We start from the raw sequence: 21,790 nt of genomic DNA on the forward strand, positions 1-21,790 counted from the left end.
GGCGCAAAGCACAAGAATAAGAAATCGGTTGTCAGACGCAGGCAGTTGCGCAAGATACGGTCTTTGCGTCCTGCTTCCGGAGTGCCTATGTCGCCCAAGCCCCAAACTGAAATTACCCTGCGGGGTATACTGCTCGGCATCGTCATCACGCTGATCTTCACGGCGGCGCAGGTCTATCTGGGGTTACAGGTCGGCCTGACCTTCGCCACCTCGATACCGGCCGCGGTCATTTCGATGGCGTTGCTGAGCGCCTTCAAGTCGGCGACGATTCAGGAAAACAACATCGTTCAGACCATTGCGTCAGCGGCGGGGACGCTGGCCTCGGTCATCTTCGTCCTGCCCGGCCTGATCATCATCGGCTGGTGGCGCGACGTACCTTTCTTCATCACCTTCGCGGCCTGCGCCATCGGCGGCATTCTGGGGGTGATGTACACCATCCCGCTGCGCCGGGCGCTGGTGTCCAACTCGCCGCTGCCCTATCCGGAAGGCGTCGCCGCCGCCGAAGTGCTCAAGGTCGGGACCAATACCCGCGAAGGCGCTCAGGAAGGCAAGGCGGGCCTGATGGCGGTCGTTCTGGGCAGCCTCGCCTCAGCTGCCTATTCGGCGCTGGCGGCGGCCAAGGCGCTGGCCGGTGAACTGGCGGCCTTTTTCAAGATCAATGTCGGCGGCAAGGTCGGGGCCACCGGTATCGCCGGTGAAAGCTCGCTGGCCCTGATCGGCGCGGGTCACCTGATGGGGATTACGGTTGGCATCGCCATGCTGACCGGGCTCGGCATCGCTTGGGGCATCGCCGTGCCCATCCTGACCTCGCTGACGCCGATGCCGGACGCCAGCGCCGCGGATCATGCCGGGGCCATCTGGTCGACCCAGGTGCGTTATCTGGGGGCCGGGGCCATCGGGGCGGCGGCTATCTGGACCATCGGCAAGCTGCTGGGGCCTGTGTGGTCGGGCCTGATGTCGGCGCTGGAAGCCAACCGTCGCCGCAAGTCGGGCGGCGGCGACCTGCCGCGCGAGGAGCAGGATCTGCCCATCGCTCTGGTTGGGTTGATCTCGATCCTGCTGCTGGTGCCGGCGGGTTTCCTGATGGCGGCCTTCCTCGATGGCACAGCCATCGCCAGCCTGAGCCTGCCTCTGGTGGCGCTGGGCGTGCTCTATCTTGCCATTGCCGGCCTGCTGGCGGCGGCCGTGTGCGGCTATATGGCCGGCCTGATCGGTTCGTCCAATTCGCCGGTGTCGGGCGTCGGCATCCTCAGCGTGCTGGGCGCGGCCCTCTTGATCGGTGCGGTCGGCCACAGCGTCACCGGCCCGGACGCGGCGCAGGCCCTGACGGCCTTTGCCCTGTTCGCGACCACCTTCGTTCTGGCCGTGGCCGTCGTCGGCAATGACAACCTGCAGGACCTCAAGACCGGGCAACTGGTCGGCGCGACGCCGTGGAAACAGCAGGTGGCGCTGGTGATCGGCGTCATCGCCGGCGCCGTGGTCATTCCGCTGGTGCTCAACCTGCTCAACAACGCCTTCGGCTTCGCGGGCGATCCCAACTATCGCGGCATCACGGGCGAGCCGCTGGGCGCGCCGCAGGCCACTCTGATCTCGACCCTGGCCAAGGGCGCCATCGGCGGCAGCCTGCCGTGGAACCTGCTGGGGGCCGGTGCGCTGATCGGCGCGGGTCTGGTGGCCTTCGACATGATTCTGCGCAAGGTGTCGAACGACAGATACAGCCTGCCGCCGCTGGGCGTCGGGCTGGCCATCTACCTGCCGTCGGCTGTCACCGCTCCGGTGGTGGTCGGCGCGTTCGGCGGCTGGTTGTTCGAAAAACTGGTCAGCGGCAAGCCGTGGGCCGAACCCGCCTCGCGTCTGGGCGTGCTGATCGCTTCGGGCTTCATTGTCGGCGAAAGCCTGTTCAAGGTCGTGCTGGCGGGGGTCATCACCTTCACCGGCTCGAAAGCGCCGCTGGCCGTTCTGCCTATCCCCTATGGCGAAGAGACGGCGATGATCGTTGCGCTGGTGCTGGCCGTATCGGGCGTGGTCGGGCTCTATCGCTGGTGCGCGGGCGCGGCGAAGCGGATCTAGCCTCAAGTAAAAGAGCCGTGCGGGCGCATCAAAAGCGCGTGCACGGCCCTTGCCACAGGGGGGCAGGCTGGGCCAAAATCTCCTCAACATTTCAGGAGTATAGTCTATGAGCCTGCCGGATATTCCCGTAAAGCCCATCCATGCCGATGGCGTAACCTATTACATGCACCCGCATCCGCGGTCGCCCTTTTCCGAGGCGGTTCAGGTCGGTGGCGTCCTTTACCTGTCGGCCATGATCGGCCTCGATGGGCAGGGGCGTCTGGTCGACGGTTTCGAGCCGCAGGTGCGCCAGATCATGGCCAATTCGCAGGCCATACTGCGGCGTTACGGGCTGGGGCTGGAGCACGTCTTCAAAACGACCGTGATGATGAAGGACATGGCCAACTGGAGCGCCTTCAACCGCCTGTACAAGCCATATTTTCACCCGACGCGCCTGCCGGTGCGCACGGCCTTCGGGGTCAGCGATCTGGCCTGTGGCGCAGAGGTTGAACTGGAGTTTCAGGCCTTTGTGCCGCACGGCGGATAAGGTTTTGGGGGAGGCTTAGGATTCCCCACAGATGGCCACAGATGTTCCTTATCAGTGGCGACGCGCGAGAAAAGGGTTTGAACGACGCGCCAGAGGTGCGTCCCTGATCGTCAATTCACACACGGTTTAGACAGCAAATGGCGCGGACTATCTGTGTTCATCTGTGGCCATCTGTGGAAAACTAAAAAAGGCCGGCGCGAACGCCGGCCTTTTCCATTTAAGCGTCAAATGCTTAAAGCGAGATGATTTATAGTGGAAACATCATCTCGCTCTAAGTTTTTGAGTGGTCGCGCAATTTTTCCGAAAAGTTGTGCCACTTTATCGGATTGCGCTCTAGAACGACTTCTTGATCCCGATGCCGAAGGTGCGCGGTTCGGACACCATGACGGTCAGGTTATTGAAGTCGATGCCGCTTTCCGAGACGATTTCGTCGCCGAGATTGCGCACATAGGCGGCAATTTCCATGCCGTCCTTGGTCACGTAGCCGCCGCGCAGGCCGGTCTGCACAAAGGCCTTGCCGGTAAACTCGGTCGCTTCATAGAGGAAGAAGTTGATTTCCGAGCGATAGGCCACGTCGCCATAGACGAAGAACTTCGCCCCCGACGGCTGCGGCCAGACGTACTGGGCGGTGACATTGGCCACCCATTCCGGGGCCTGGGGCAGGGGGTTGCCGTCGATATAGGCGTAGCGCGTGCCGCCCGACACATAGGTGCGGTCCAGCGGGGTGCACAGGCCCGAACCGCAGGTGGCCACGGCGGTGACCGCATCCTGAATTTCGGTGTGGTTGTAGCTGGCGCTGGCGGTCAGCATCAGATTATCGGTCGGTCGGACCGAGACATCGGTTTCCAGACCGTAACCCACGGCTTCCTCGGCATTGATCAGCTTGGCCGTATTGACCGCGCCGCCGACGGCGGTGATCTGAAGGTCCTTGGTCTTGAAGTAGTAGGCGCCGATGTCGAAGCGCACCTTGCGATCGAAGGCGACACCCTTGAAGCCGGTTTCGCCCGAGGTCGTCGTCTGTTCGCCGGCGGTGGTCGGCGCGCCGCCGAAATTGACGCGGTCCTGAATCGCCGGGGCGAGATAGCCGGTGGCGAGGCGCGCGTACCAGTTCAGGTTCGGCGTGATGACATAGGTGGCGCTGATGTCGCCGGAGACGTTGTCACCGTCGACCTTGGTCGAGACGGGCAGGGTGACGCCGGGGAAGACGGCGCGGCCCCAGACCAGATCCTTCTTTTTGTCCGAAGTGTAGCGCAGGCCGGCGCGCAGGGTCAGGGCGTCGGTGGCCTTATATTCCGCCGAACCGAAGACGGCGAAGCTGGAGCCGTAGTTCTTGTGTCGGACGTCGCCATTATTGATATAGTCGAGTTCGTTATACTTCAGGGTCTGGTCGAAATAGTAGAGGCCGACCTGACCGCGCCATTGACCGAACTGCTCGGTCTCGAAACGCAGTTCCTGCGACCATTCTTCCGGCGTGGTGGTGCCGCCGGTGCCGACGGGGAAGAAGGTGCCGTAGAGGGTCGGCGCGACGATGGTCGAGACGCCGCCGTCGATATCGCCGGAGCTTTCGGTCTCCGCCCATTCGTAGGCGGTGATCGAGTGCAGGGTGCCGAGGCCTTCGAAGGTGTAGCTGAGCTTCAGATTGGCACCGCGCGCCTTGAGTTTCTGGCTGATGATCGGGCCGTCCAGCATGACTTTTTCGATGTCGAAGCCGTCGTTGAACTCATTGGTGCCCGGCTTGATGGCGCTGGCGCGGAAGAGGCGCGGCGTGCCGTCGAGATAGCGGGCATGGGCGCTGATCAGGGCTTCGAGCTTGTTGCCCTTGTACAGGAGCTGGCCGCGCACCGCGCGGTCTTCGTAGCCTTCCAGCTTTTCGCCGTCATAGAGGTTTTCGACCCAGTCGTTGCGGCGCTGAATAATACCCGACAGACGGCCCGACCAGTTGCCGCCCAGCGCGCCGGTGACGGCCCCTTCGGCGTTCACGGTGCCCAGATTGCCGGCGGCGACGCTGTAATAGCCGCCGAAGACCTCCGAGGGTTTGGCCGACGACAGCTTGACCACGCCCGACGGCGTGTTGCGGCCGAACAGCGTGCCTTGCGGGCCGCGCAGGACTTCGACATTGGCCAGGTCGAAGATCGGGAAGGACTTCAGCATCGGGTTTTCCAGCGCCACATCGTCATAGACGACCGAAACGGGCTGGGCGGCATTGGGATCGAAGTCCGTATTGCCGAGGCCGCGGATATAGAAGCGCGGGAAGGTGCGGCCAAAGGACGATTCGACGTTCAGCGACGGCGTGCGCGAGGCCAGGACGCGGATGTCGAGGCCGGAAGAATTGATGACGTCGAGCTTGGTGCCCGACAGGGAAGTGACGGCGACGGGCACGTCCATCGCCTTTTCGAGACGGCGGGAGGCGGTGACGACGACTTCGGTGACAGCGGTATTTTCTACCGCAGGGGCATCGGCGGCCTGAGCCGTACCGGCCAGGGCGCAGAGTGCAAGAAGAGAGACGCCACCCAGGTGGGCGGCTAGATGGCGCGGTGCGCGCGATTTAGATTGGTGCATGACGGTCCTCGGAGCAAATTATATTGCCCCCTCCGTCGCGCTTCGTTCCCTGTCGCCCGATGTGCCCCCGGAGTCGATCTGCATCAAACGCTAACACAGCATGTCGCTTTTGCAACGGACCCGTGACGCTTGCGTAACATTGATCGAGACTATGGCTTTTTCGCCATGCCGTAACGTCAACTTTTCGTTAGCCGCTTTCATATCGGTCTCCGCCGACCGGGCATCGAAACCTTAGTCCGGGCGGGGCATTGTCCCGATCGGAAAGTGAGGTGTAACATGAAGAAAACGTTCAAGATAAGCTGTGTCGCCCTGACGGGCGCGGCGGCTCTGGCCCTGGCCATGCCCGCGGCGGCCCAAAGCTACGACGGCTGGTGCTATCAGAAGGGCTCCTCGGCCCGCACCAAGGGCACGGTGATCGGCGCGGCCGCCGGCGGCGTGCTGGGCAACGTCGTGGCGGGCAAGGGCAACAAGACCGAAGGGACGATTCTCGGTGCCGTGGTCGGCGGCGTGATCGGCAATCAGGTCGCCAAGAAGAACAAGGAAAAGGAAACGGCGTCGGCCAACTGCCTGAACAGCCGTTATTACATCTACGATCGCGGCTATTACGAGCCCCCGTCGCCGCCCGACGGTTACCGCGTGGCCTATTTCAGCGATCGGCCCTATTACAGCTCTTACTGGGTCAAGCGCGACGGCGAAGACCAGCGCTATCGCCGCTAAAACGACTATCCGTTAAATGAAAAACCCGGTGTTTTGCGCCGGGTTTTTTACATCCCTATTGTCTTTTGACGCAATTGGGTCACAGCTCTGTTCGATATTCCGGGAAGTTTTTTGAACAGACCTGAACACCTCCGTTCAGTCCCGGTTCAGGCGGTGGGTGTTAGGTTGGGCTCAACACCTCATGCAAAGGAGTTTTTTCATGACCCGTATTTCCGCAAAGATGATCATCGGTGGTCTGGCCGCCTCTCTGGCCCTCGGGATGGCGGCGGCTCCGGCCTCGGCCCAGCGCTATGACGGCTTCTGCTACCACAAACAACAGAACACCAAGACCAAGGGCACCGTGATCGGCGCTGTGGCCGGTGGCGTGCTCGGCAATGTGGTCGCTGGTAAGGGTAACAAGACCGAAGGCACCGTGCTGGGCGCGGTGATCGGCGGCGCCATCGGCAATCAGGTCGGCGAAGAAGTGAAGGAAAACAAGGTCGAGCAGTGCCTGAACAATCAGTATTATGTTTTCGACCGTCGTGAATACGCGCCGCCGGCGGCCCCGAAAGGTTACGCCGTGGCCTATTACAGCCAGCGCCCGTACTACGACACCTACTACACGCACCGTAACGGTCGTGTTGTGGAATGGCACCCACGCCGCCGCTAAGGCCCGCAATTAAAGTTGTCTTCCAACGCCCGGTGTTCGCACCGGGCGTTCCTGTTTGGCGGCTGGAACAAAAAAAATAGGGCCGGTGTCACCACCGGCCCGAAAAAGAATAAGGGGCAAATTGAAACGAGAATAACCCGAACGCGATCAGAATATGACCGCGCCATGACGTCCCTTCCGGAGACCTCACGGTGAGGCAGTCAAGCATGAAGAGGTCGTGTGGCCTATACCGTCGATATGGGAGGCCTCCCATAAACCGGTGACCCCGATTGTGGGGCGCAAAGGGTCATGTTACATCCGATACAAGACCTTCAGAAAGCCGCAGGGGCCTTCCGTTTCCATGTCAGAATCCCGTCTGGTTCTTATCGAAGACGATCCCTTCGTTCGTCGCCATATCGCCACCCTGATCGAGGCGACGCCCGACATGGTGCTGACGGGCGAGGCGGGCAGCGTCGCCGACGGCCTGATCCTGCTCGATACCGCGCCTGACCTGATCGTGCTCGACCTGGGGCTCAGCGACGGCAGCGGGCTGGAGATCATCAAAGCGGCGCGTCTGCGCGACCTGCCCACACGCATCCTCATCCTGACGGTGTTCGGCGACGAGACCTCGGTCATTTCGGCCCTGACCGCCGGGGCCGACGGCTACGTGCTGAAGGACAGCGCCGAAACCGAACTGATAGGCAGCATCCGCCACACCCTGAATGGCGGTTCGCCCATTTCGGCCCCGGTGGCGGCCTATCTGCTGCGCCATATCCGCAAGGACGCGTCTCTGGCTCAGGCCGCCGGTCCGGAACTGGCCGAAGACGCGCCCGGCATCACGCCGCGCGAGATCGAGCTTCTGTCGCTGCTGGCCAAGGGCCTCAGCTACAAGGAGGCGGCCAACGTCCTCGACATCTCGCACCACACGGTCGGCACGCACGTCAAAGCCATCTACCGCAAGCTGGCGGTCAATTCTCGCTCCGAAGCCGTGTTCGAGGCGGTGCGCAGCGGTCTGATCCGCCTGTAATCCTGTAAACCCTCGCTTGTGAAGCTTTCGATAGTGCGGTTATGGTGCGCCATGTTTCGCCTGCCGACCGCTGAACCCTGGATCAGTCTCAGCCGCGCCCTGTTCTGGGCTCTGCTGGCCCAGATCGTTTTCTGGGGCCTGCTCTTCGCCTTTGCCCGCCATCCGCTGCCGTCCGAGGTGACCAAGGCCTATAAGGTTCAGGACGTCTACATGCGGCCGATCGAGGGCCTGACGCCGGTGAACTTTCCGCTGGAGGCGATGACCCGACTGGAAGACGGGCGCTCGCCCATGGCCGACGACTTCGCCAATGTCTGCGTGCGCGGGTCGCACTTTCCCGCCGTGCAGTTCTCCTTCCTGATCACGCCCAGGCCGGGGCGAGGGTACGAAGCCCTGTATCTGCCGATGATCAAGGACAATTATGCCCTCTATATCAACGGGCGGCTGTTGACGACGCCGCGGGGCAAGCTCGGTTTTCCGTCCACCCACGACGGCCTTAGGGCGCAACTGTACGGGTTCGCGCCGGATCAACTGGCACCGGGAGGCAATCGCGTCGATATCGTCGCCGTCTCCAATGGCTGCCATCCGCAGATGAAAGGGGCGCTGTTCGGGCCGGAAACCGACCTGCGCCGCCTCATCGATCATCGTCTGACGACGGCGATAGGTATGCCGCTGATCACGGTGATCGCCGCCTCGCTGCTGAGCATGATCGCCGCGGCGCTGCTGCCCATCAGCGGCTATAATCGCCTGTTTCTCAGCGTCAGCCTGTTCATGGCGGCGCTGGCGCTGCGCGGCGCCAGCTTCATGTGGCAGGGCGACGCGCTGGAAGACAGCCTGCGCGACACGTTGATGTCTGTGGTGTCGGGCCTGACTCTGGGGGCGACGGCCTATCTGCTCAAGAACTGGACGCTGGCGTCCGACCGTCACACGCCGATCATTGTAGGTGTGACCATAGCCGATATCGTCCTGTTGCTGATGGGCTGGCTGTTCAAACAGAGCTGGCTGCCGACCCTGACCGAAACCACCCTGATCTTCGTCTGCGCGGGTTATTTCCTGTATCGCATGTGGGTTCTGGTGCGCGTGCAGCCGCAGTTGCTGATTCGCTCCTTCCCCTTCCTGTCGGTTGGGCTGGTGACCACCTTCTACGATCTGTATCACGGCCTCCTGGGTCTGCCGCGCCCGCTGACGGCGGGGCTCTACTTCCCCTTTGTCATCATCGCCGGTGTGGGCGTCGATCTGGTGCGCCGCGGTTTCGAACTGTTCCGCACGGCCGAAGAGCAGCGCGCCGATCTGGAGCGTCAGGTGCAGGACCGCGAGGCGGATATCCGCGCCTCCTACGCCAAGCTTCAGGAACAGGAGCAACTCAACGCCGTCAATGCCGAGCGCCAGCGCCTGATCCGCGATATGCATGACGGGGTGGGCGGGCATCTGGTCAGCCTTTTGATGCAGCTCAAGCTGGGGGCCGTGCCGCCGGAGACCATGCGCGTCAATATTCAGTCGGCGGTGGACGACCTGCGGCTGATCATCGACTCGATGGACTCGATGGGGGATTCGCTGGAGGTCGGGCTGGCCATCTTCCGCGAGCGCATGCGTCCGCGCCTGCAGACGGTCGGTGTCGAACTGACGTGGCGCAACGCCGTAGACGAAGAGCCACGAGGTTATCGCCCCAATGAAATCCTCAACATTTACCGTATATTGCAAGAGGGTGTTACCAACGCGCTCAAGCACGCTCAGCCGAAGACGATCGACCTCAGCCTGCGGCCCGATCCGGATGCACCGGGCTGGCTCATTCTGACGCTGAGTGACGACGGGGTGGGTTTCCCGGCCGATGAGCGTACGTCTGCGGGACGCGGCCTGAGCCATCTGCGCCGCCGCGCCCAGATGATCGGCGGGCGCATCGACATCGTCTCCGCGCTGGGCAACGGCACGACGATCCGCCTGTACGTGCCGCCGCCCGCGACCGCGACGGCTTGAAATAAGGTCAAATGTAAACTAGACTAACCGGACTTAGTCTAGTGAGGCGCGCATGACCACCGTCAATATCCATGAGGCCAAGACCCATCTGTCGCGCTTGGTCGAACAGGCGGCGAAGGGCGAAAGCTTCATCATCGCCAAGGCGGGAAAACCGATGGCGCGGGTCGCTGCCATCGACGCGCCGGAAAGCACGAAGACGCGCCGTCTGGGTTTTCTGACAGGGCATATCCGCACGCCCGACGATTTCGACCGTATGGGGGAAGGCGAAATCGCAGGCCTGTTCGGCGGCGAAGAATGAAGCTGCTGCTCGATACCCACATCCTGCTGTGGGCCGCCGGGGAGCCGGAAAAGCTGCCGCAGGACATGCGCGCCCAACTCGAAGATAGCGACAATACGCTGCTGTTCAGTGCCGCCAGCCTGTGGGAGGTGGCGATCAAGCGCGGACTGGGGCGCGACGATTTTCAGGCCGATCCGCGCCTGTTGCGCCGGGGCTTGCTCGACAATGGTTATGTCGAGCTGCCGATACTGAGCGCCCATGCGGTGATGGTCGATACCCTGCCGGCGATCCACAAGGACCCGTTCGATCGCATACTGATCGCGCAATCCTTGCATGAAGGGATCAAACTGATCACGGTCGATCCGGTGGTGATGCGTTATTTCGCCTGATCAGCCTCTTCCCTGCGTAAAGCCTTCCCGCTATAGAAAAATCATGACCGACTCTGCCTCCAGACAAATCCAGGGCCGCACCGGCCCGTGGGAACTCGTTATCGGCCTTGAGATTCATGCTCAGGTCGCCTCGACCTCCAAACTGTTTTCGGGCGCGGCCGTAGGCTTCGGCGCCGGCCCGAACGAACAGGTGAGCCTTGTGGACGCCGGCTTCCCCGGCATGTTGCCTGTGCTCAACCGTTTCTGCGTCGAGCAGGCGGTGAAGACGGGGCTGGGCCTGAAGGCGCAGATCAACACCCACTCGCGCTTCGACCGCAAGAACTACTTCTATCCCGACCTGCCGCAGGGCTATCAGATCTCGCAGCTCTTCTTCCCCATCGTGGGCGAGGGCGAGGTGTCGATCGACCTCAGCGACGGGACGCAGAAGGCCGTGCGCATCGAGCGCCTGCACCTTGAACAGGATGCAGGCAAGTCGATCCACGACCTCGACCCGAACAACACCTATGTCGACCTCAACCGGGCCGGCACGGCGCTGATGGAGATCGTCTCCAAGCCGGACATCCGCTCGGCGGAAGAGGCCGTGGCCTATTTCAAGAAGATCCGCACCATCCTCGTCTATCTCGGCACGTCCGACGGCGACATGGAAAAGGGCAATATGCGCGCCGACGTCAACGTCTCGGTATGCAAGCCGGGCGCGTATGAAAAGTTTCGCGAGACGGGCGATTTCAAGCACCTGGGCACGCGCTGCGAGATCAAGAACGTCAACTCGTTCCGCTTCATGCAGCAGGCCATCGAGTACGAAGCCCGCCGTCAGATCGAGATCGTCGAGGACGGTGGCGCGATCGTGCAGGAAACCCGCCTCTTCGATTCGGTGAAGGTCGAGACGCGGTCTTTGCGCTCCAAGGAAGAGGCGCACGATTACCGCTACTTCCCCGATCCGGACCTGCTGCCGCTGGAGCTGGAGCTGGCGTGGATCGAGGACATCAAAAAGTCCCTGCCGGAACTGCCGGACGACAAGCGCCAGCGCCTGATGACGCAGTACGGCCTCAGCCAGTACGACGCCACCGTTCTGGTCACCGAGCAGTCGCGCGCCGACTATTACGAAGCCGCAGCCAAGGGCCGCGACGCCAAGCTGGTCGCCAACTGGGTGACCAACGAGCTTCTGGCGCGTCTGACCAAGGATGGGCTGGAGATCGAGCAAAGCCCGCTGCCGCCCGCGCACATCGCCGGTCTGGTCGAGCTGATCGAGACGAACATCATCTCGTCCAAGATCGCCAAGACCGTCTTCGAGCACATGTGGGAAGGCAAGGGCGCGATCACCCCGGCGGAGATCGTTGAAAAACACGGCCTGAAGCAGGTGACCGACACCGGCGCGATCGAAAAGGCCATCGATGAGATCATCGCCGCTCATCCGGACAAGGCCGCCGAAGTGGCCACAAAGCCGCAGGCCATCGGCTGGTTCGTCGGTCAGGTTATGAAGGCCACCGGCGGCAAGGCCAATCCGGCGACGGTCAATGACCTGCTGAAAAGCAAGCTGGGTCTGTAAACAGCCCTGTAAACCAAACAGCAAAAAAGCCCCGCCAGTCCGGCGGGGCTTTTTCTCATCTTATTGGTTCGTCGTCGGCTGGTCCTTGGTGACCGGCGTGTCGGTTTGCGGCAGGGGCGGGACCGGTTCGGTCGGGTTGCCCGCCGCCGGCTCATTGGTCATCGGGGCCGGGATGGTCGGTTCCTGCATCGGATCCGTCGCGGGTTGTGTCGGGTTTTGCGGCGCGGCCGGGTCGCCCATGTTCGGCGTGGCGGACGTATCCGGCGCCGGGGCGGTGGTCGTGGTGCTGGCCTCGGTCGAGACGTCGCCCGCCTGGGCCGCACGCAGGGCCTGAGCGTTCAGGTCCGCCGTCGCCTTGTTTTGCGATTTCAGATCCTGCTTCGCCGTAGGGGCCTGCTTTTGCGCCGTCGCCTGCTCAGGCAGGGGCTGTTCGGCCGGGGCTTGCGGCGCGGCGGTGTCTTGAACCGTATCTTGGGCAAAGGCGGCCGGAGCGGCCATCAGCAGGGCGGCAGCGGCGGCCGTGGTCAGAAGGCGGGTCATGGTATCCTCATGTATGTGAAAGGGGCAGAACCGGGTGGAAACTCTGGACGACAGTATTCTCCGCCTCGGCCGATTTCTCAATTTCGCCGCCTTTACGAACGCATCGGCCTCCCTTGCCGGAGGCTTATCTTTTTGATGGGTGGCGTAAGGCGGGGATAAAAAGCGTCCGCATTGACGCCGCCGGCCTTGAGTTCGAGCATTGTCTGCTTGCTGAATCCGGCGCGAGCCTGAGCGTCCCCTGACATGTCCGCATTGTGACTTACGCTTTTCCAATGACCTCAGCCGCTTATCCCCAGCGTGGCCTTGCACCTGCGGCGGTGGCGTGAGACAGTCCGCGCGACTGAAAGGGGGACCGCATGGCGTCCGACTATGCCCTCAGCCTTGACGGGGTGAGCAAGTATTACGGCGACTTCGCCGCTGTGCAGGATCTGAGCTTCCGCGTGCCGCGCGGCTCGATCTGCGGGTTTCTGGGCCCGAACGGCGCGGGCAAGACCTCCAGCGTGCGCATGATGCTGGGCCTGTCGCAACCCAGCGCCGGCCGGATCACTGTGCTGGACGGCGAAGGCGCCAAGGTGCTGGACCGTATCGGATTCCTGCCCGAAGAGCGCGGGCTTTACCGCAAGATGTCGCCGGTCGAGATGATCGTCTTTCTTGCCGGGTTGAAGGGCATGAAGGCCTCCGTCGCCCGCAAGCGGTCGATGGAAATGCTGAGCGCGCAGGGGCTCGGTGAATTCATGCACAAACCGATCAAGTCGCTGTCGAAGGGCATGTCGCAGAAGGTGCAACTGATCGGCTGTCTGGTCCACGAACCGGAACTGGTCATTCTCGATGAGCCGTTTTCAGGTCTCGATCCGGTCAATCAGCAGGGGCTGGAGGACATGATCCGCGACCTGGCCCGACGCGGGGCGACGGTGCTGTTTTCCACCCACGTCATGGCCCACGCCGAGCGTCTGTGCGAAAACGTCGTCATGTTGACAAAGGGGCGCAAGGTGTTCGAAGGCACGCTGCGTCAGGCGCGTGAGCGCGCGCCGCGCTATCTGGAACTGGAAGGCGTGCTCGATCGCCAACAGGTGACGGGCCTGCCCGGCGTGTCTGAAGTCATCGAGGCGGGCGCGGGCGAGGACGGCACGACGCGCTGGCGTCTGCGTTTCCTGCCCGGCCAGACGCCCAACGAAGCCTTGAAGACCGTTTTGGTCGGCGGGCTGGACGTGCGCCGGTTCGAAGCGCACGAGCCGACCCTGCACGATGCCTTCATTGTCCTGACCAACGGGGGAGACGCGGCATGAAGACGCTCCTGATCGCGCGCCGCGAATATCTGGCCTTCGTCAAGACGGTCGGCTTCTGGCTGTCCCTGCTGGTCCTGCCGCTGCTGATGGCGGGATCGGTCTTCATTCCCCTCCTGATGAGCCGCAGCGGCGGCGGCGAAGATACGCGCAGCGTGGCCGTGCTCGACCTCAGCGGCGAGGCCCTGACTCCGGCGCTGCAAGCCCTGCTGAACAAGCCGGACCCGGCGGTGGCCGCCCTGCACACGGCGGCCCCGGGTGTGTCGGCGCGGCAGGCCCTGCGCGAAATGGCCAACCGGCGGGATTACCGGCTGGTCCCCCTGCCGCCGGGACTGACGCCCGACATGACGCGCGAAGCCGCCGAGGCGCGGATTTCGCAGCTTATGCAGTCCGAAGACCGCACCGTGGACCACGTCATCGTGGCCTTCGTCGAAAAAGACGCCCCGCCGCGTCTGGCCTTCCATCTGTGGTCGTCGCAGACCAAGGGCAAGTCGCTGGAAGATCGGCTGCGCTGGGATTTGCACGCGCTTCAATCCGCCTATGTGGCCAGACAGAAGGGAATCGATCCCGCCGTGGCCGTGGAACTGCGCGAGGCGCGTGCCGACATAGCCAGCCTGACCCCGGCCATCGCTGCGGCGGGCGCGGACGAAAAGGCGTCCTTCACCGAAAACCTCAAGGAAAACGGCCCGCATTTCGTCGGGGTGATCCTCAGCTACCTGACCTGGATGTCGATCTTCTCCTCCTCGGTTATCCTGTTGTCAGGCGTCATCGAGGAGAAGTCGTCGCGCGTGCTGGAGGTGCTGCTGACCTCGGCCCCGGCCAGCAGCTTGCTGGTGGGCAAGGTGCTGGGCGTCTTTATGGTCATGATGACCGTCATGGCGGTGTGGAGCACCGTGGCCGGGGGCATTTTCGGCTACGGTCTGGCCTTCCTGCCGCCGGACGTGATGCGCAATGTGCACGTACTGGCCGCCGAGGTGCTTAAGGTGCAGAATGTCGTGCCGATGCTGATGTTCTTCGTCGGCGGCTATCTGATGTACGGCATCACCTTCATCGCCATCGGTTCGTTCTGCGAGACCCAGAAGGAGGCGCAGGCGATCATGGGCCCGATCGTCGTGGTGCTGATGATCCCGATGATGAGCCTGCAGGCGGCGCTGATGTCGCCGGATCTGCCGCTGATCCGCTACATGTCTTGGGTGCCCCTGTTCACGCCCTTCCTGATGCCGTTGCGGGTGCTGGGCGGCGCGCCGTGGTGGGAGGTGCTGGCGACGCTGGCCGGCATGGGGCTCATGGCGTGGCTGATGATCCGGCTGGGGGCACGGGCCTTCAAACAAGGCGCTCTGGGCGGCGGCAAGTTCAGTTGGAAAGCCATGATGGGCCTGTCTAAGGCCTGACACGATAAAGGGCGCCGCCACGCCGTAAATCCAGGATAAAGAGGCGGATAAAAAAACCCTCCGGTTGTGCCGGAGGGGAGCAGGCTCGAAGCGATTCCGGTCAGAAGACGTCGTAGAAGATGTCGATGATCCGGCCCGTGCGCAGGTCGACCAGTGCGATGTCATTGCCGACGAAGTAGTATTCGCAGCCATAGGGCTTGGGTGGCAGATAGTAGAAGTCCGGATCGTAGACGCGGTAGCTGTAGAAGTAGCGCGGCAGATAGTCGCCATAGTCGTAGCGATAGCCGTAATACTCGCTCGGCACCTGATAATAGCCGTAGCGCGGGGCGAAATAGAACCCTATGCGCACACCCGTATAGGAACGGAAATCGCGGTGATTGCGCCAGTTGTAACTGTGGCGCGACGACCAACCGCCGCGGTCTGCACCCCGGTTGCGATCCCAGCCGCCCCGGTCGCGGTCGTTACGGTCGTTGCGGCCCCAATCGTCGCCGCGGTTGCCGTTGCCTCGATTGTCATTCCCTCTATTGCCGTCCCAGCCACCGCGCCCGTCATTGCCCCGGTTATCGTTGCCGCGATTGCCGTTCCAGCCGCCATTATTATTGTTGCCGCCGTTCCAGCGTCCGTCATTTCCACGATTATCGTTGCCGTTGCCGTTGCCGGGACGATTGTCAGGGCGACTATCGGGACGGCTGTCGTTACGGTCGGGGCGGCTCTGCCAGTTGCCGCCGCCGGTGTTGCCCGGATTGCGGTCCGGGCGGCTGGCGGCATTATCCTGACCGGGCTGGCGGTTCCAGCCACCGCCCGAATTGCCGCGCCCGTCATTACCCCGGCTGTCGTTGCCGCGGTTGTCATTGCCGCGATTCCCGCCGCCCCGGTTATCATTGCCGCCACGGGTGTCGCTGCCGCGCGAACCCCGATTGTCGGAGCCGCGAGTATCGCCACCGGAATTACTGCGTTCCGCACGCGGCTGCGGCGCCTGTTGCGCTTCGCGGCGCTGATCGAGATTGCGCTGGATCGGCGCCGTGGTGCCGGCAAAGGCCGGGGCGGAGGCCAGCGGCAGGGACAGTGCGATGACCGCGCTGAGGGCGGTTGCGGTCAGCCTATGGGACCTGGAAGACCGGTTGGTCATGGTTTCCTCGATGGCGGCGCTTTTTTTTGCCGCCCTACGCATGGACGGAGACGATTTTCTCCGATTGTCTTGACTATGCGCGTTCGTCCCTGAACTGAAACTGAACGAAATGCGACAGGAAAGCGGACGATCTGCGTGCGGCGGTGGCCAAGATGAAGGCGTCTCGTTTCTTGCGTTTTGCCGAATTGTTAATCGAGAAAGCGAACGTGTGTCCACTATAAATGGGATATTTATAAAATATTTCCAAATTCAACTTTAAAATTATCAAACAAGTAATAATAATTAATTCAATATTTAACATAAAAATTAATATTAACTCAGTATTTACGCAAAAAATTCACAGTAAATTCCATTGTTAACTTTAATTTCACTTGGGAATGAAAAATTATCCCAACGACCACTTGCTTTCGGGGGCCGCGCAAAAGGCGCGGGACGAAAATGACGAATGAAGTTTTGCCTCTGCCAACGCCTGACATGAACGGCGACGACCTGTTCAAACTGGGCATGATGTATTCGACCGGCCAGAACGGCGCGCCGCTGGATCTGATCTCGGCGCACATGATGTTCAACCTCGCTTCGATGCGCGGTTCGATGGAAGCGACGCTGTATCGCCGCGAACTGTCGAAGGAAATGGACCGCGAAGACGTGGCCGAAGCGCAGAAGGCCGCCCGCCGCTGGCTGGATCAGGGCCACACCCGTTACGCGGCTTAGGACATTTTCCCCGACTGGTCGGAGACAAGGCGTAGCCAACTTTCTCCCTCGCTAATCGAAGGGGTTGCTTCGTCGGTGTTTTCGTTAGATCGACCGCGCTCCAGAAAGACCGTCAATGTCTTCTGTGCGACGGGTTTAATTCGATCGGGCCAGCCGGTGGCGATAAAGCTTTCGTCTGTCAGTGTCTGCGGCGTATCTTCGCAAGCAGCATTCATCAGAAGGCAAAGCTCAAGAAGCGCTTCATGTTCATTTTCTGACATCGCCTTATTAGGCCATGGTCGATCTCCGTCCATGAAGTCATAAAATGCATTGAAGTATTCGTTGGCGCCCCAAGAGCCTAAGCCTTCGGTAAGCGAATGAATCGCCTCCATAATGCGGTTACGCAGCCGCTGATCCAACAGGCGTTCCGATATTTCCGACATGCGGAAATCCTAACCTAGTTCTGGCTGTAGAGCAGCCAGTTCATGATCCCTGCCGGGATGATGTTGTTGATGTTCTGCTCGACCCAGGTGCCGGCTTCGGCGATGCGGGTCTTGGGCACATAGACGATATCGTAACGACGCAGCGCAATGGCCTCCGACGCCTTGCCCTTGAGCGGGCTTCTGAGATCGATCAGCCTTTGCATGATCGTCCCGTCCGGGCCGCGCCGCAGAATCAGCGCCTGTTTCGACTTGGCCGCATTGGTGAAGCCGCCCGCGGCCAGCGCCGCCGACAGGGCGTCGAAATCGCCCGGCATCTCGACCCAACCGGGATTGCGCACCTCGCCCCCGACCAGCACGCGCGTATTGCCCGTGTCGCCGGGAAAGACCGTCACTTCGGGGTGGCGCAGATAGGGGCGGTACAGTTCGGTGATTTCCGCCTGAAGATCCGGCGCGCTTTTGAAGGCCGCCATGACCTGTCCGACGAGGGGCAGGGTGATGCGCCCGTCCTGACCGACCTGAGTGGCGCGGTTCAGTTCCGGTGCGCTCGGCACCTGAACCTCCAGCTTGTCCGCCGGATAGAAGAGATAGGGCGGGTCTTCGTCCGTCCATTCCGAAAACCGGATCGGCGCCGCTTCGGGCGCGCGGGCCGCATGGGCGGCGGAGCCGATGACCAAACCGGCCAGTCCCATCATCAGAGCGCGCTTGCTGAGCATAGCTTATCCACGAAATTCAGGTCTTCTTAACCTTCGTTGAAAATGGGTAATGGTTGGTTAACGCCTCGCGTAGACACTGCAGACAATTAATGGAGGTGTGGCTTCCGAATCGTTGCGTTCCTTGCCATACAAAGAACGGCGTGATGCGAAGGGGTGTGGTGCTGGATGCGCGCTCAAGGCGTTTACAGCGAAGAAACGGGTAACAGGGCAACGGACCGCCGGGACGCGGCCCCGGCCCGTGCGCCCGCGCGCCGACGCTATGCCTATGATGTCGACGATATTCTCCGCCTGCTGATGCGCGAATGGTGGCTGATGCTGCTGGTCTTCGCCGCGATTTTCGGAGTGGGGGCGGGCTTTGCCCTGACGCTCAAGAAAAGCTATACCGCCGACGCCTCGCTGCTGATGCAGTTGGGTCAGGACTACGTCTATGTGCCGGCGGCCGGCGATGCGGCGCGCGGCGCCATCGCCACCATCGACGAGGTGGTGCAGTCGGAAGTGGAAATCCTCAACTCGGCCGAACTCAAGCACCGCGTCATCGAGAAGCTGGGCTATCACGCCATCGATTCCAGCTTCGCCAAGACCTATGCGCCGCGCAACGAGACCGAGCGCGCGCAGGCGGACGCTCAGGCGATGAAGACGCTGAACGGACTGAAGACCGAGACCGCGCCGCAGAGCAATATCGTGCGCCTCAGCTTCTCGCACAAGGACCCGCAGGCGGCGGCGCTGATCCTCAACACCTTTATCGACCTTTATCAGACCTACCGCCACGAAGTGTTCATGGACGTTACCGCGCCGTTGCTGGAAAACCAGAAGGCGGCCTTCGACCGTCGCCTGCGTCAGGCCGATCAGTCTTATGAGGATTTTCTCCTGCGTAACGGCGTCGGCGATTTTCAGGCGGCCAAGGCCACCTACACCAAGCTCTACGACACGGTGATGTCGGAAATCTTCGTCGCCGATGCGGGCATCGCCACAGCGCGGGCGCGGCTTTCGGCCATCGCGGCGCGTCTGGGCCAACAGGCCCCGGAAATGAGCACCGAGCGTCAACTGGACCTCAGCGTTCCTTCCAAAATCCTTGCCCTCAGGCAACAGCGCGCCGAGCTTTTGACGCGCTATACGCCGGCGGCCCCGGCGGTGCGCGACCTCGATGAGCAGATCGCCGCGCTGGAGACCATGCAGGCTTCGGGCCGCGCCATCGGCGAAAAGGAGCACCGTATCGGGGTCAACCCGATCTATCAGCAACTCCTGACCGAAAAGCTGGGCCTTGAGGCCGAGATCGCCGCCAATGCGGGCCGCCGCTCGCAGCTTCAGGCGCAGGCCGATCAGGTGACGGCCAAGCTTCAGTCGCTGGTCGGCATAGAGGCCGAATATAACAGTCTGTCGACCGAGCGCAGCGCCCTGCAGACCAATATCGCCACCTTCACCCAGCGCATTCAGGAAACCCAGGCCGCCAAGGAAATCGCCGAAAAGGCTCAGGATACGGTGCGCGTCGTCAACCGCGCCCGCCCGCCCGACAAGGCCAAGAGCCTGCAAAAGCCGGTCATCATCCTCGCCTTCCTGTTCGCGGGCTTCACCGCCCTGTGTGCGGGCCTGCTGCGCGTCTTCCTGCGCAAGGGGTTCCTCAGCGCCGACATGGCGTCGAAGACGCTGGGCCTGCCGGTTCTGGCGCAGGCCAGAGCGAAATAGGCCCAAAAGACGCCGTTTTCCGCCCATAGGTTTCTGATCCGAAACCGCCTATGGTAATCGCCTGACGCGCGAACGGCGCGATTCGATAGTTTGGCATATGGCCTAGTGGGACTGATGGTCGATCTGACGCGGGAAATGGCGGACCTGATGGAGGCGCTCAAGGGCGGTGCGCGCGCATCGGCCACCGGGCGCGGCCGGGCCATCCTGTTCGTCGCGGCCTGCGGCGGTGAGGGCGTGTCCACCGTGGCGCGCGAATATGCCCGCTGCGAAGCGGCCTTCGCCAAGCGCCCGGTCTGGCTGATCGATGCCGACCTGCGCCGCCAGAGCCAGCTCGAAGCCGTGCTGGACGAGCCCGCGCGCTTCGGCCCGCCGGGGCCGGTCTCCGCGGCCACACCCGACGGTTCGGTCTTTTTCGCCCTGTCGCCCAAGGCGCTGGACGAACACAGTCAGCCCGTCTCCGACAGCCAGTACCTGATCGCGCGCTCCTTCCTCGACAAGCGCCTGTGGGTGACGCGCATCCGCGACCACCTGCTGCTGCCTGGACAGAAGACGCGGCTGTTCGAGCAATCCTCCTACTGGCAGGCCCTGCGCCCGCACGCTCAGGCGATTCTTGTCGACGCCCCGGCCTTCGATCGCTCCGACGCCGCCCTGCAACTGGCGCCGCTGATGGACGGGGTGGTCATGGTGGTCAGCGAAGGCGAGGGCGATGTCGACGCACGTCTGGCGCTGAAGACCGAGATCGAACAGGCCGGCGGGCGGTTGCTTGGCATGGTCTATAACAAGGCCAGCGCCGCCGTCGGCCTGCCGGGACGTAAGGCCGCGCGCGCCTGATGTGGCGCGATATCGTCAACGGCATCCGGGAAGACTGGGACGGACAGTGGCTGTCGTTCGGGCTGGCCGTCGGTATCCTCTTCATGTTCTCGCAGGGCTGGCTGTCGCCCATCTTCGGCTATTCGACCGAACAGTCGCCCATGGCCGGGGCCATCATCCGCAACATCTATTATCCGGTCTATCTCTGCGCCCTGACCCTGCTGGTCATGACGTGGAAAGAGGTGCTGGCGGGCGTAACGCGCACGCCGATCCTCGTCATCCTTATCCTGCTCTGCGCCGCTTCCTGCTTCTGGTCGGTCGATCCTTCGGCGACGGTGCGGCGCTTTGTGGCGTTCGCCATGACCTGTCTGGCCGGCTACGTCATCGCCGCGCGCTTTTCGTGGAACCGGCTGATCGAGGTGGTCGCCGTCACCTATCTCATTCTGATCGCCGGCTCCTTCGTCATGGCCATCCTCTTTCCGGACAAGGGACGGATGACCACCCTGTTCGTCGGGGCGTGGCGAGGTGTCTTCGCCGAAAAGAACAATCTGGGCGCGGTGATGGATGTCGGTTTCCTCGCCTGTCTGGCCGCCGGGATTCAGGTGCCCAAGCGCCGCTGGCTGTGGTTCGCGGCAGCGGGCGGGGCGGCCTTCCTGGTGCTGATGTCGACCTCCAAGACCTCTTTGCTGGCGCTCATTCTGGGGGCGGGCATGATGGCCTTCGTCTGGCTGTCGCGGCGCGGGCCGGTGCTGGGCGTCGCCCTGACGTGGATGGCGGTGTGCGTGCTGCTGGCGCTGGGCAGTGTGGTCCTGCTGATGCCGGAGGAGCTATTTCAGCTTCTGGGCAAGGACGCCACCCTGACCGGGCGGACCAATATCTGGGCGGGCATCGACCACGTGATGCAGAAACAGCCGATGACCGGCTATGGCTATGGCGTCGTGTGGTCCACCGAAGGCGACTGGACGCCGCTGCGCTGGATCACCGAAGTGGCGGGCTTTCGCGCCTATCACGCGCATTCGTGCTGGTACGAGGTGTGGCTGGCGCTCGGCTATATCGGCCTGACCGTGTGGTCGCTCCTGTTCATCGAGACGTGGCTGAAGGCCTTTTACCGCACCTATCGCGGCGACGGCGGCTATTTTGCCCTGCCGTTCATTACCGTCTATTCGCTGATGAGCCTGACCGAGAGCATCGCCATCGGCTGGAACGATATCCGCTGGTGCCTGATCGTGCTGATCATCGTCAAGCTGGCCCTGCCGGGCGACGGACCGTTCGTGGAGGCTCCGGTCGCGACGGTCAGACCGAAACGCGGGCTGTACGATTAAGTTTCTCCACAGATGGCCACAGATGCACACAGATGGTTCGAGGGTGTGGTATCGGTTTGCGCCCAAATGGCTCGAA

20 protein-coding genes are annotated in these 21,790 nt (G+C 62.5%); 15 read left to right on the forward strand and 5 right to left on the reverse strand.

Annotated features, from left to right (window positions below; genetic code table 11):
• The first annotated feature begins 87 nt into the window (after positions 1–87).
• Entirely contained in the window at positions 88–2,070 is a 1,983-nt protein-coding gene (locus LH365_RS05940) for an OPT family oligopeptide transporter (RefSeq protein ID WP_226745249.1), read from the forward strand.
• Positions 2,071–2,176: 106 nt separating this feature from the next.
• Entirely contained in the window at positions 2,177–2,596 is a 420-nt protein-coding gene (locus LH365_RS05945; RefSeq protein ID WP_226745250.1) for a RidA family protein, read from the forward strand.
• 333 nt (positions 2,597–2,929) lie between these two features.
• Here LH365_RS05945 and LH365_RS05950 read toward each other — a convergent pair whose 3' ends face one another.
• Entirely contained in the window at positions 2,930–5,155 is a 2,226-nt protein-coding gene (locus tag LH365_RS05950; RefSeq protein ID WP_226745251.1) for a TonB-dependent receptor, read from the reverse strand.
• 276 nt (positions 5,156–5,431) lie between these two features.
• On the opposite strand from LH365_RS05950, the gene LH365_RS05955 reads away from it, so the two are divergent.
• From LH365_RS05955 to gatB, 7 genes are all read left to right on the forward strand, one after another.
• Positions 5,432–5,872: a glycine zipper 2TM domain-containing protein gene (locus LH365_RS05955; RefSeq protein WP_226745252.1), complete on the forward strand. Its 441-nt coding sequence runs from the start codon at positions 5,432–5,434 to the stop codon at positions 5,870–5,872.
• A 199-nt stretch (positions 5,873–6,071) separates the two neighbouring features.
• The gene (locus LH365_RS05960; protein WP_226745253.1) at positions 6,072–6,521 is read left to right on the forward strand and encodes a glycine zipper 2TM domain-containing protein; all 450 of its coding nucleotides are present in this window, start codon (positions 6,072–6,074) and stop codon (positions 6,519–6,521) included.
• 340 nt (positions 6,522–6,861) lie between these two features.
• Positions 6,862–7,527: a response regulator transcription factor gene (locus LH365_RS05965; RefSeq protein WP_226745254.1), complete on the forward strand. Its 666-nt coding sequence runs from the start codon at positions 6,862–6,864 to the stop codon at positions 7,525–7,527.
• Between the two features lie 51 nt (positions 7,528–7,578).
• Positions 7,579–9,498 (forward strand): sensor histidine kinase, encoded by a 1,920-nt coding sequence (locus tag LH365_RS05970; protein WP_226745255.1) that lies wholly within the window; start codon positions 7,579–7,581, stop codon positions 9,496–9,498.
• 52 nt (positions 9,499–9,550) lie between these two features.
• Entirely contained in the window at positions 9,551–9,796 is a 246-nt protein-coding gene (locus LH365_RS05975) for a type II toxin-antitoxin system Phd/YefM family antitoxin (protein WP_226745256.1), read from the forward strand.
• Positions 9,793–10,164: a type II toxin-antitoxin system VapC family toxin gene (locus LH365_RS05980; RefSeq protein WP_226745257.1), complete on the forward strand. Its 372-nt coding sequence runs from the start codon at positions 9,793–9,795 to the stop codon at positions 10,162–10,164. Before LH365_RS05975 ends, LH365_RS05980 begins: the two co-directional genes overlap by 4 nt.
• 43 nt (positions 10,165–10,207) lie before the next feature.
• Complete coding sequence (gene gatB / locus LH365_RS05985; RefSeq protein WP_226745258.1) at positions 10,208–11,710, forward strand: Asp-tRNA(Asn)/Glu-tRNA(Gln) amidotransferase subunit GatB; 1,503 nt, start codon at positions 10,208–10,210, stop codon at positions 11,708–11,710.
• A 60-nt stretch (positions 11,711–11,770) separates the two neighbouring features.
• On the opposite strand, the gene LH365_RS05990 is transcribed toward gatB, so the two are convergent.
• Positions 11,771–12,250, reverse strand: a complete 480-nt coding sequence (locus LH365_RS05990) for a hypothetical protein (protein WP_226745259.1) — start codon at positions 12,248–12,250, stop codon at positions 11,771–11,773.
• A 356-nt stretch (positions 12,251–12,606) separates the two neighbouring features.
• Here LH365_RS05990 and LH365_RS05995 point away from each other — a divergent pair, with 356 nt between their 5' ends.
• Positions 12,607–13,536, forward strand: coding sequence for an ABC transporter ATP-binding protein (locus tag LH365_RS05995; RefSeq protein ID WP_226745260.1), 930 nt, complete (start codon positions 12,607–12,609; stop codon positions 13,534–13,536).
• A complete protein-coding gene (locus LH365_RS06000) occupies positions 13,533–14,924 on the forward strand; it encodes an ABC transporter permease (RefSeq protein ID WP_226745261.1) in 1,392 nt (463 codons plus the stop codon). The genes LH365_RS05995 and LH365_RS06000 overlap by 4 nt, the downstream gene beginning before the upstream one ends.
• A 100-nt stretch (positions 14,925–15,024) precedes the next feature.
• Here the strand turns inward: LH365_RS06000 and LH365_RS06005 are convergent, their stop codons facing one another.
• Complete coding sequence (locus LH365_RS06005; protein ID WP_226745262.1) at positions 15,025–16,053, reverse strand: RcnB family protein; 1,029 nt, start codon at positions 16,051–16,053, stop codon at positions 15,025–15,027.
• A gap of 438 nt (positions 16,054–16,491) precedes the next feature.
• Here LH365_RS06005 and LH365_RS06010 point away from each other — a divergent pair, with 438 nt between their 5' ends.
• Entirely contained in the window at positions 16,492–16,764 is a 273-nt protein-coding gene (locus tag LH365_RS06010; RefSeq protein WP_226745263.1) for a sel1 repeat family protein, read from the forward strand.
• Here LH365_RS06010 and LH365_RS06015 read toward each other — a convergent pair.
• Positions 16,761–17,186 carry a hypothetical protein gene (locus LH365_RS06015; protein ID WP_226745264.1) on the reverse strand — a complete coding sequence of 142 codons (426 nt, stop codon included), beginning with the start codon at positions 17,184–17,186 and terminating at the stop codon, positions 16,761–16,763. The genes LH365_RS06010 and LH365_RS06015 overlap by 4 nt on opposite strands.
• Before the next feature lie 14 nt (positions 17,187–17,200).
• Positions 17,201–17,899 carry a polysaccharide biosynthesis/export family protein gene (locus LH365_RS06020; RefSeq protein WP_226745265.1) on the reverse strand — a complete coding sequence of 233 codons (699 nt, stop codon included), beginning with the start codon at positions 17,897–17,899 and terminating at the stop codon, positions 17,201–17,203.
• A gap of 165 nt (positions 17,900–18,064) precedes the next feature.
• Here LH365_RS06020 and LH365_RS06025 point away from each other — a divergent pair, with 165 nt between their 5' ends.
• The 3 genes from LH365_RS06025 to LH365_RS06035 all read left to right on the forward strand — a co-directional run bounded on the left by LH365_RS06025 (position 18,065) and on the right by LH365_RS06035 (position 21,714).
• Positions 18,065–19,582 carry a Wzz/FepE/Etk N-terminal domain-containing protein gene (locus tag LH365_RS06025; protein ID WP_226745266.1) on the forward strand — a complete coding sequence of 506 codons (1,518 nt, stop codon included), beginning with the start codon at positions 18,065–18,067 and terminating at the stop codon, positions 19,580–19,582.
• 114 nt (positions 19,583–19,696) lie between these two features.
• Positions 19,697–20,413 (forward strand): transcriptional regulator, encoded by a 717-nt coding sequence (locus tag LH365_RS06030; RefSeq protein WP_226745267.1) that lies wholly within the window; start codon positions 19,697–19,699, stop codon positions 20,411–20,413.
• On the forward strand, positions 20,413–21,714 hold the full coding sequence (locus LH365_RS06035; protein ID WP_226745268.1) for an O-antigen ligase: 1,302 nt from the start codon (positions 20,413–20,415) through the stop codon (positions 21,712–21,714). Before LH365_RS06030 ends, LH365_RS06035 begins: the two co-directional genes overlap by 1 nt.
• Positions 21,715–21,790 lie beyond the last annotated feature (76 nt).

It is taken from the genome of Asticcacaulis sp. AND118, assembly GCF_020535245.1.
Lineage (GTDB): Bacteria > Pseudomonadota > Alphaproteobacteria > Caulobacterales > Caulobacteraceae > Asticcacaulis.

Bases quoted from the DNA above. Each gene is read 5' to 3' on its own strand.
- LH365_RS05990 (WP_226745259.1), bottom strand. From the start codon at position 12,250: ATGACCCGCCTTCTGACCACGGCCGCCGCTGCCGCCCTGCTGATGGCC.
- LH365_RS06015 (WP_226745264.1), bottom strand. From the start codon at position 17,186: ATGTCGGAAATATCGGAACGCCTGTTGGATCAGCGGCTGCGTAACCGC.
- LH365_RS05965 (WP_226745254.1), top strand. From the start codon at position 6,862: ATGTCAGAATCCCGTCTGGTTCTTATCGAAGACGATCCCTTCGTTCGT.
- LH365_RS06030 (WP_226745267.1), top strand. From the start codon at position 19,697: ATGGTCGATCTGACGCGGGAAATGGCGGACCTGATGGAGGCGCTCAAG.
- LH365_RS05970 (WP_226745255.1), top strand. From the start codon at position 7,579: ATGTTTCGCCTGCCGACCGCTGAACCCTGGATCAGTCTCAGCCGCGCC.
- LH365_RS06020 (WP_226745265.1), bottom strand. From the start codon at position 17,899: ATGCTCAGCAAGCGCGCTCTGATGATGGGACTGGCCGGTTTGGTCATC.
- LH365_RS05960 (WP_226745253.1), top strand. From the start codon at position 6,072: ATGACCCGTATTTCCGCAAAGATGATCATCGGTGGTCTGGCCGCCTCT.
- LH365_RS05975 (WP_226745256.1), top strand. From the start codon at position 9,551: ATGACCACCGTCAATATCCATGAGGCCAAGACCCATCTGTCGCGCTTG.
- LH365_RS05955 (WP_226745252.1), top strand. From the start codon at position 5,432: ATGAAGAAAACGTTCAAGATAAGCTGTGTCGCCCTGACGGGCGCGGCG.
- gatB (WP_226745258.1), top strand. From the start codon at position 10,208: ATGACCGACTCTGCCTCCAGACAAATCCAGGGCCGCACCGGCCCGTGG.
- LH365_RS06010 (WP_226745263.1), top strand. From the start codon at position 16,492: ATGACGAATGAAGTTTTGCCTCTGCCAACGCCTGACATGAACGGCGAC.
- LH365_RS06035 (WP_226745268.1), top strand. From the start codon at position 20,413: ATGTGGCGCGATATCGTCAACGGCATCCGGGAAGACTGGGACGGACAG.
- LH365_RS05995 (WP_226745260.1), top strand. From the start codon at position 12,607: ATGGCGTCCGACTATGCCCTCAGCCTTGACGGGGTGAGCAAGTATTAC.
- LH365_RS06005 (WP_226745262.1), bottom strand. From the start codon at position 16,053: ATGACCAACCGGTCTTCCAGGTCCCATAGGCTGACCGCAACCGCCCTC.
- LH365_RS05945 (WP_226745250.1), top strand. From the start codon at position 2,177: ATGAGCCTGCCGGATATTCCCGTAAAGCCCATCCATGCCGATGGCGTA.
- LH365_RS05950 (WP_226745251.1), bottom strand. From the start codon at position 5,155: ATGCACCAATCTAAATCGCGCGCACCGCGCCATCTAGCCGCCCACCTG.
- LH365_RS05980 (WP_226745257.1), top strand. From the start codon at position 9,793: ATGAAGCTGCTGCTCGATACCCACATCCTGCTGTGGGCCGCCGGGGAG.
- LH365_RS05940 (WP_226745249.1), top strand. From the start codon at position 88: ATGTCGCCCAAGCCCCAAACTGAAATTACCCTGCGGGGTATACTGCTC.
- LH365_RS06025 (WP_226745266.1), top strand. From the start codon at position 18,065: ATGCGCGCTCAAGGCGTTTACAGCGAAGAAACGGGTAACAGGGCAACG.
- LH365_RS06000 (WP_226745261.1), top strand. From the start codon at position 13,533: ATGAAGACGCTCCTGATCGCGCGCCGCGAATATCTGGCCTTCGTCAAG.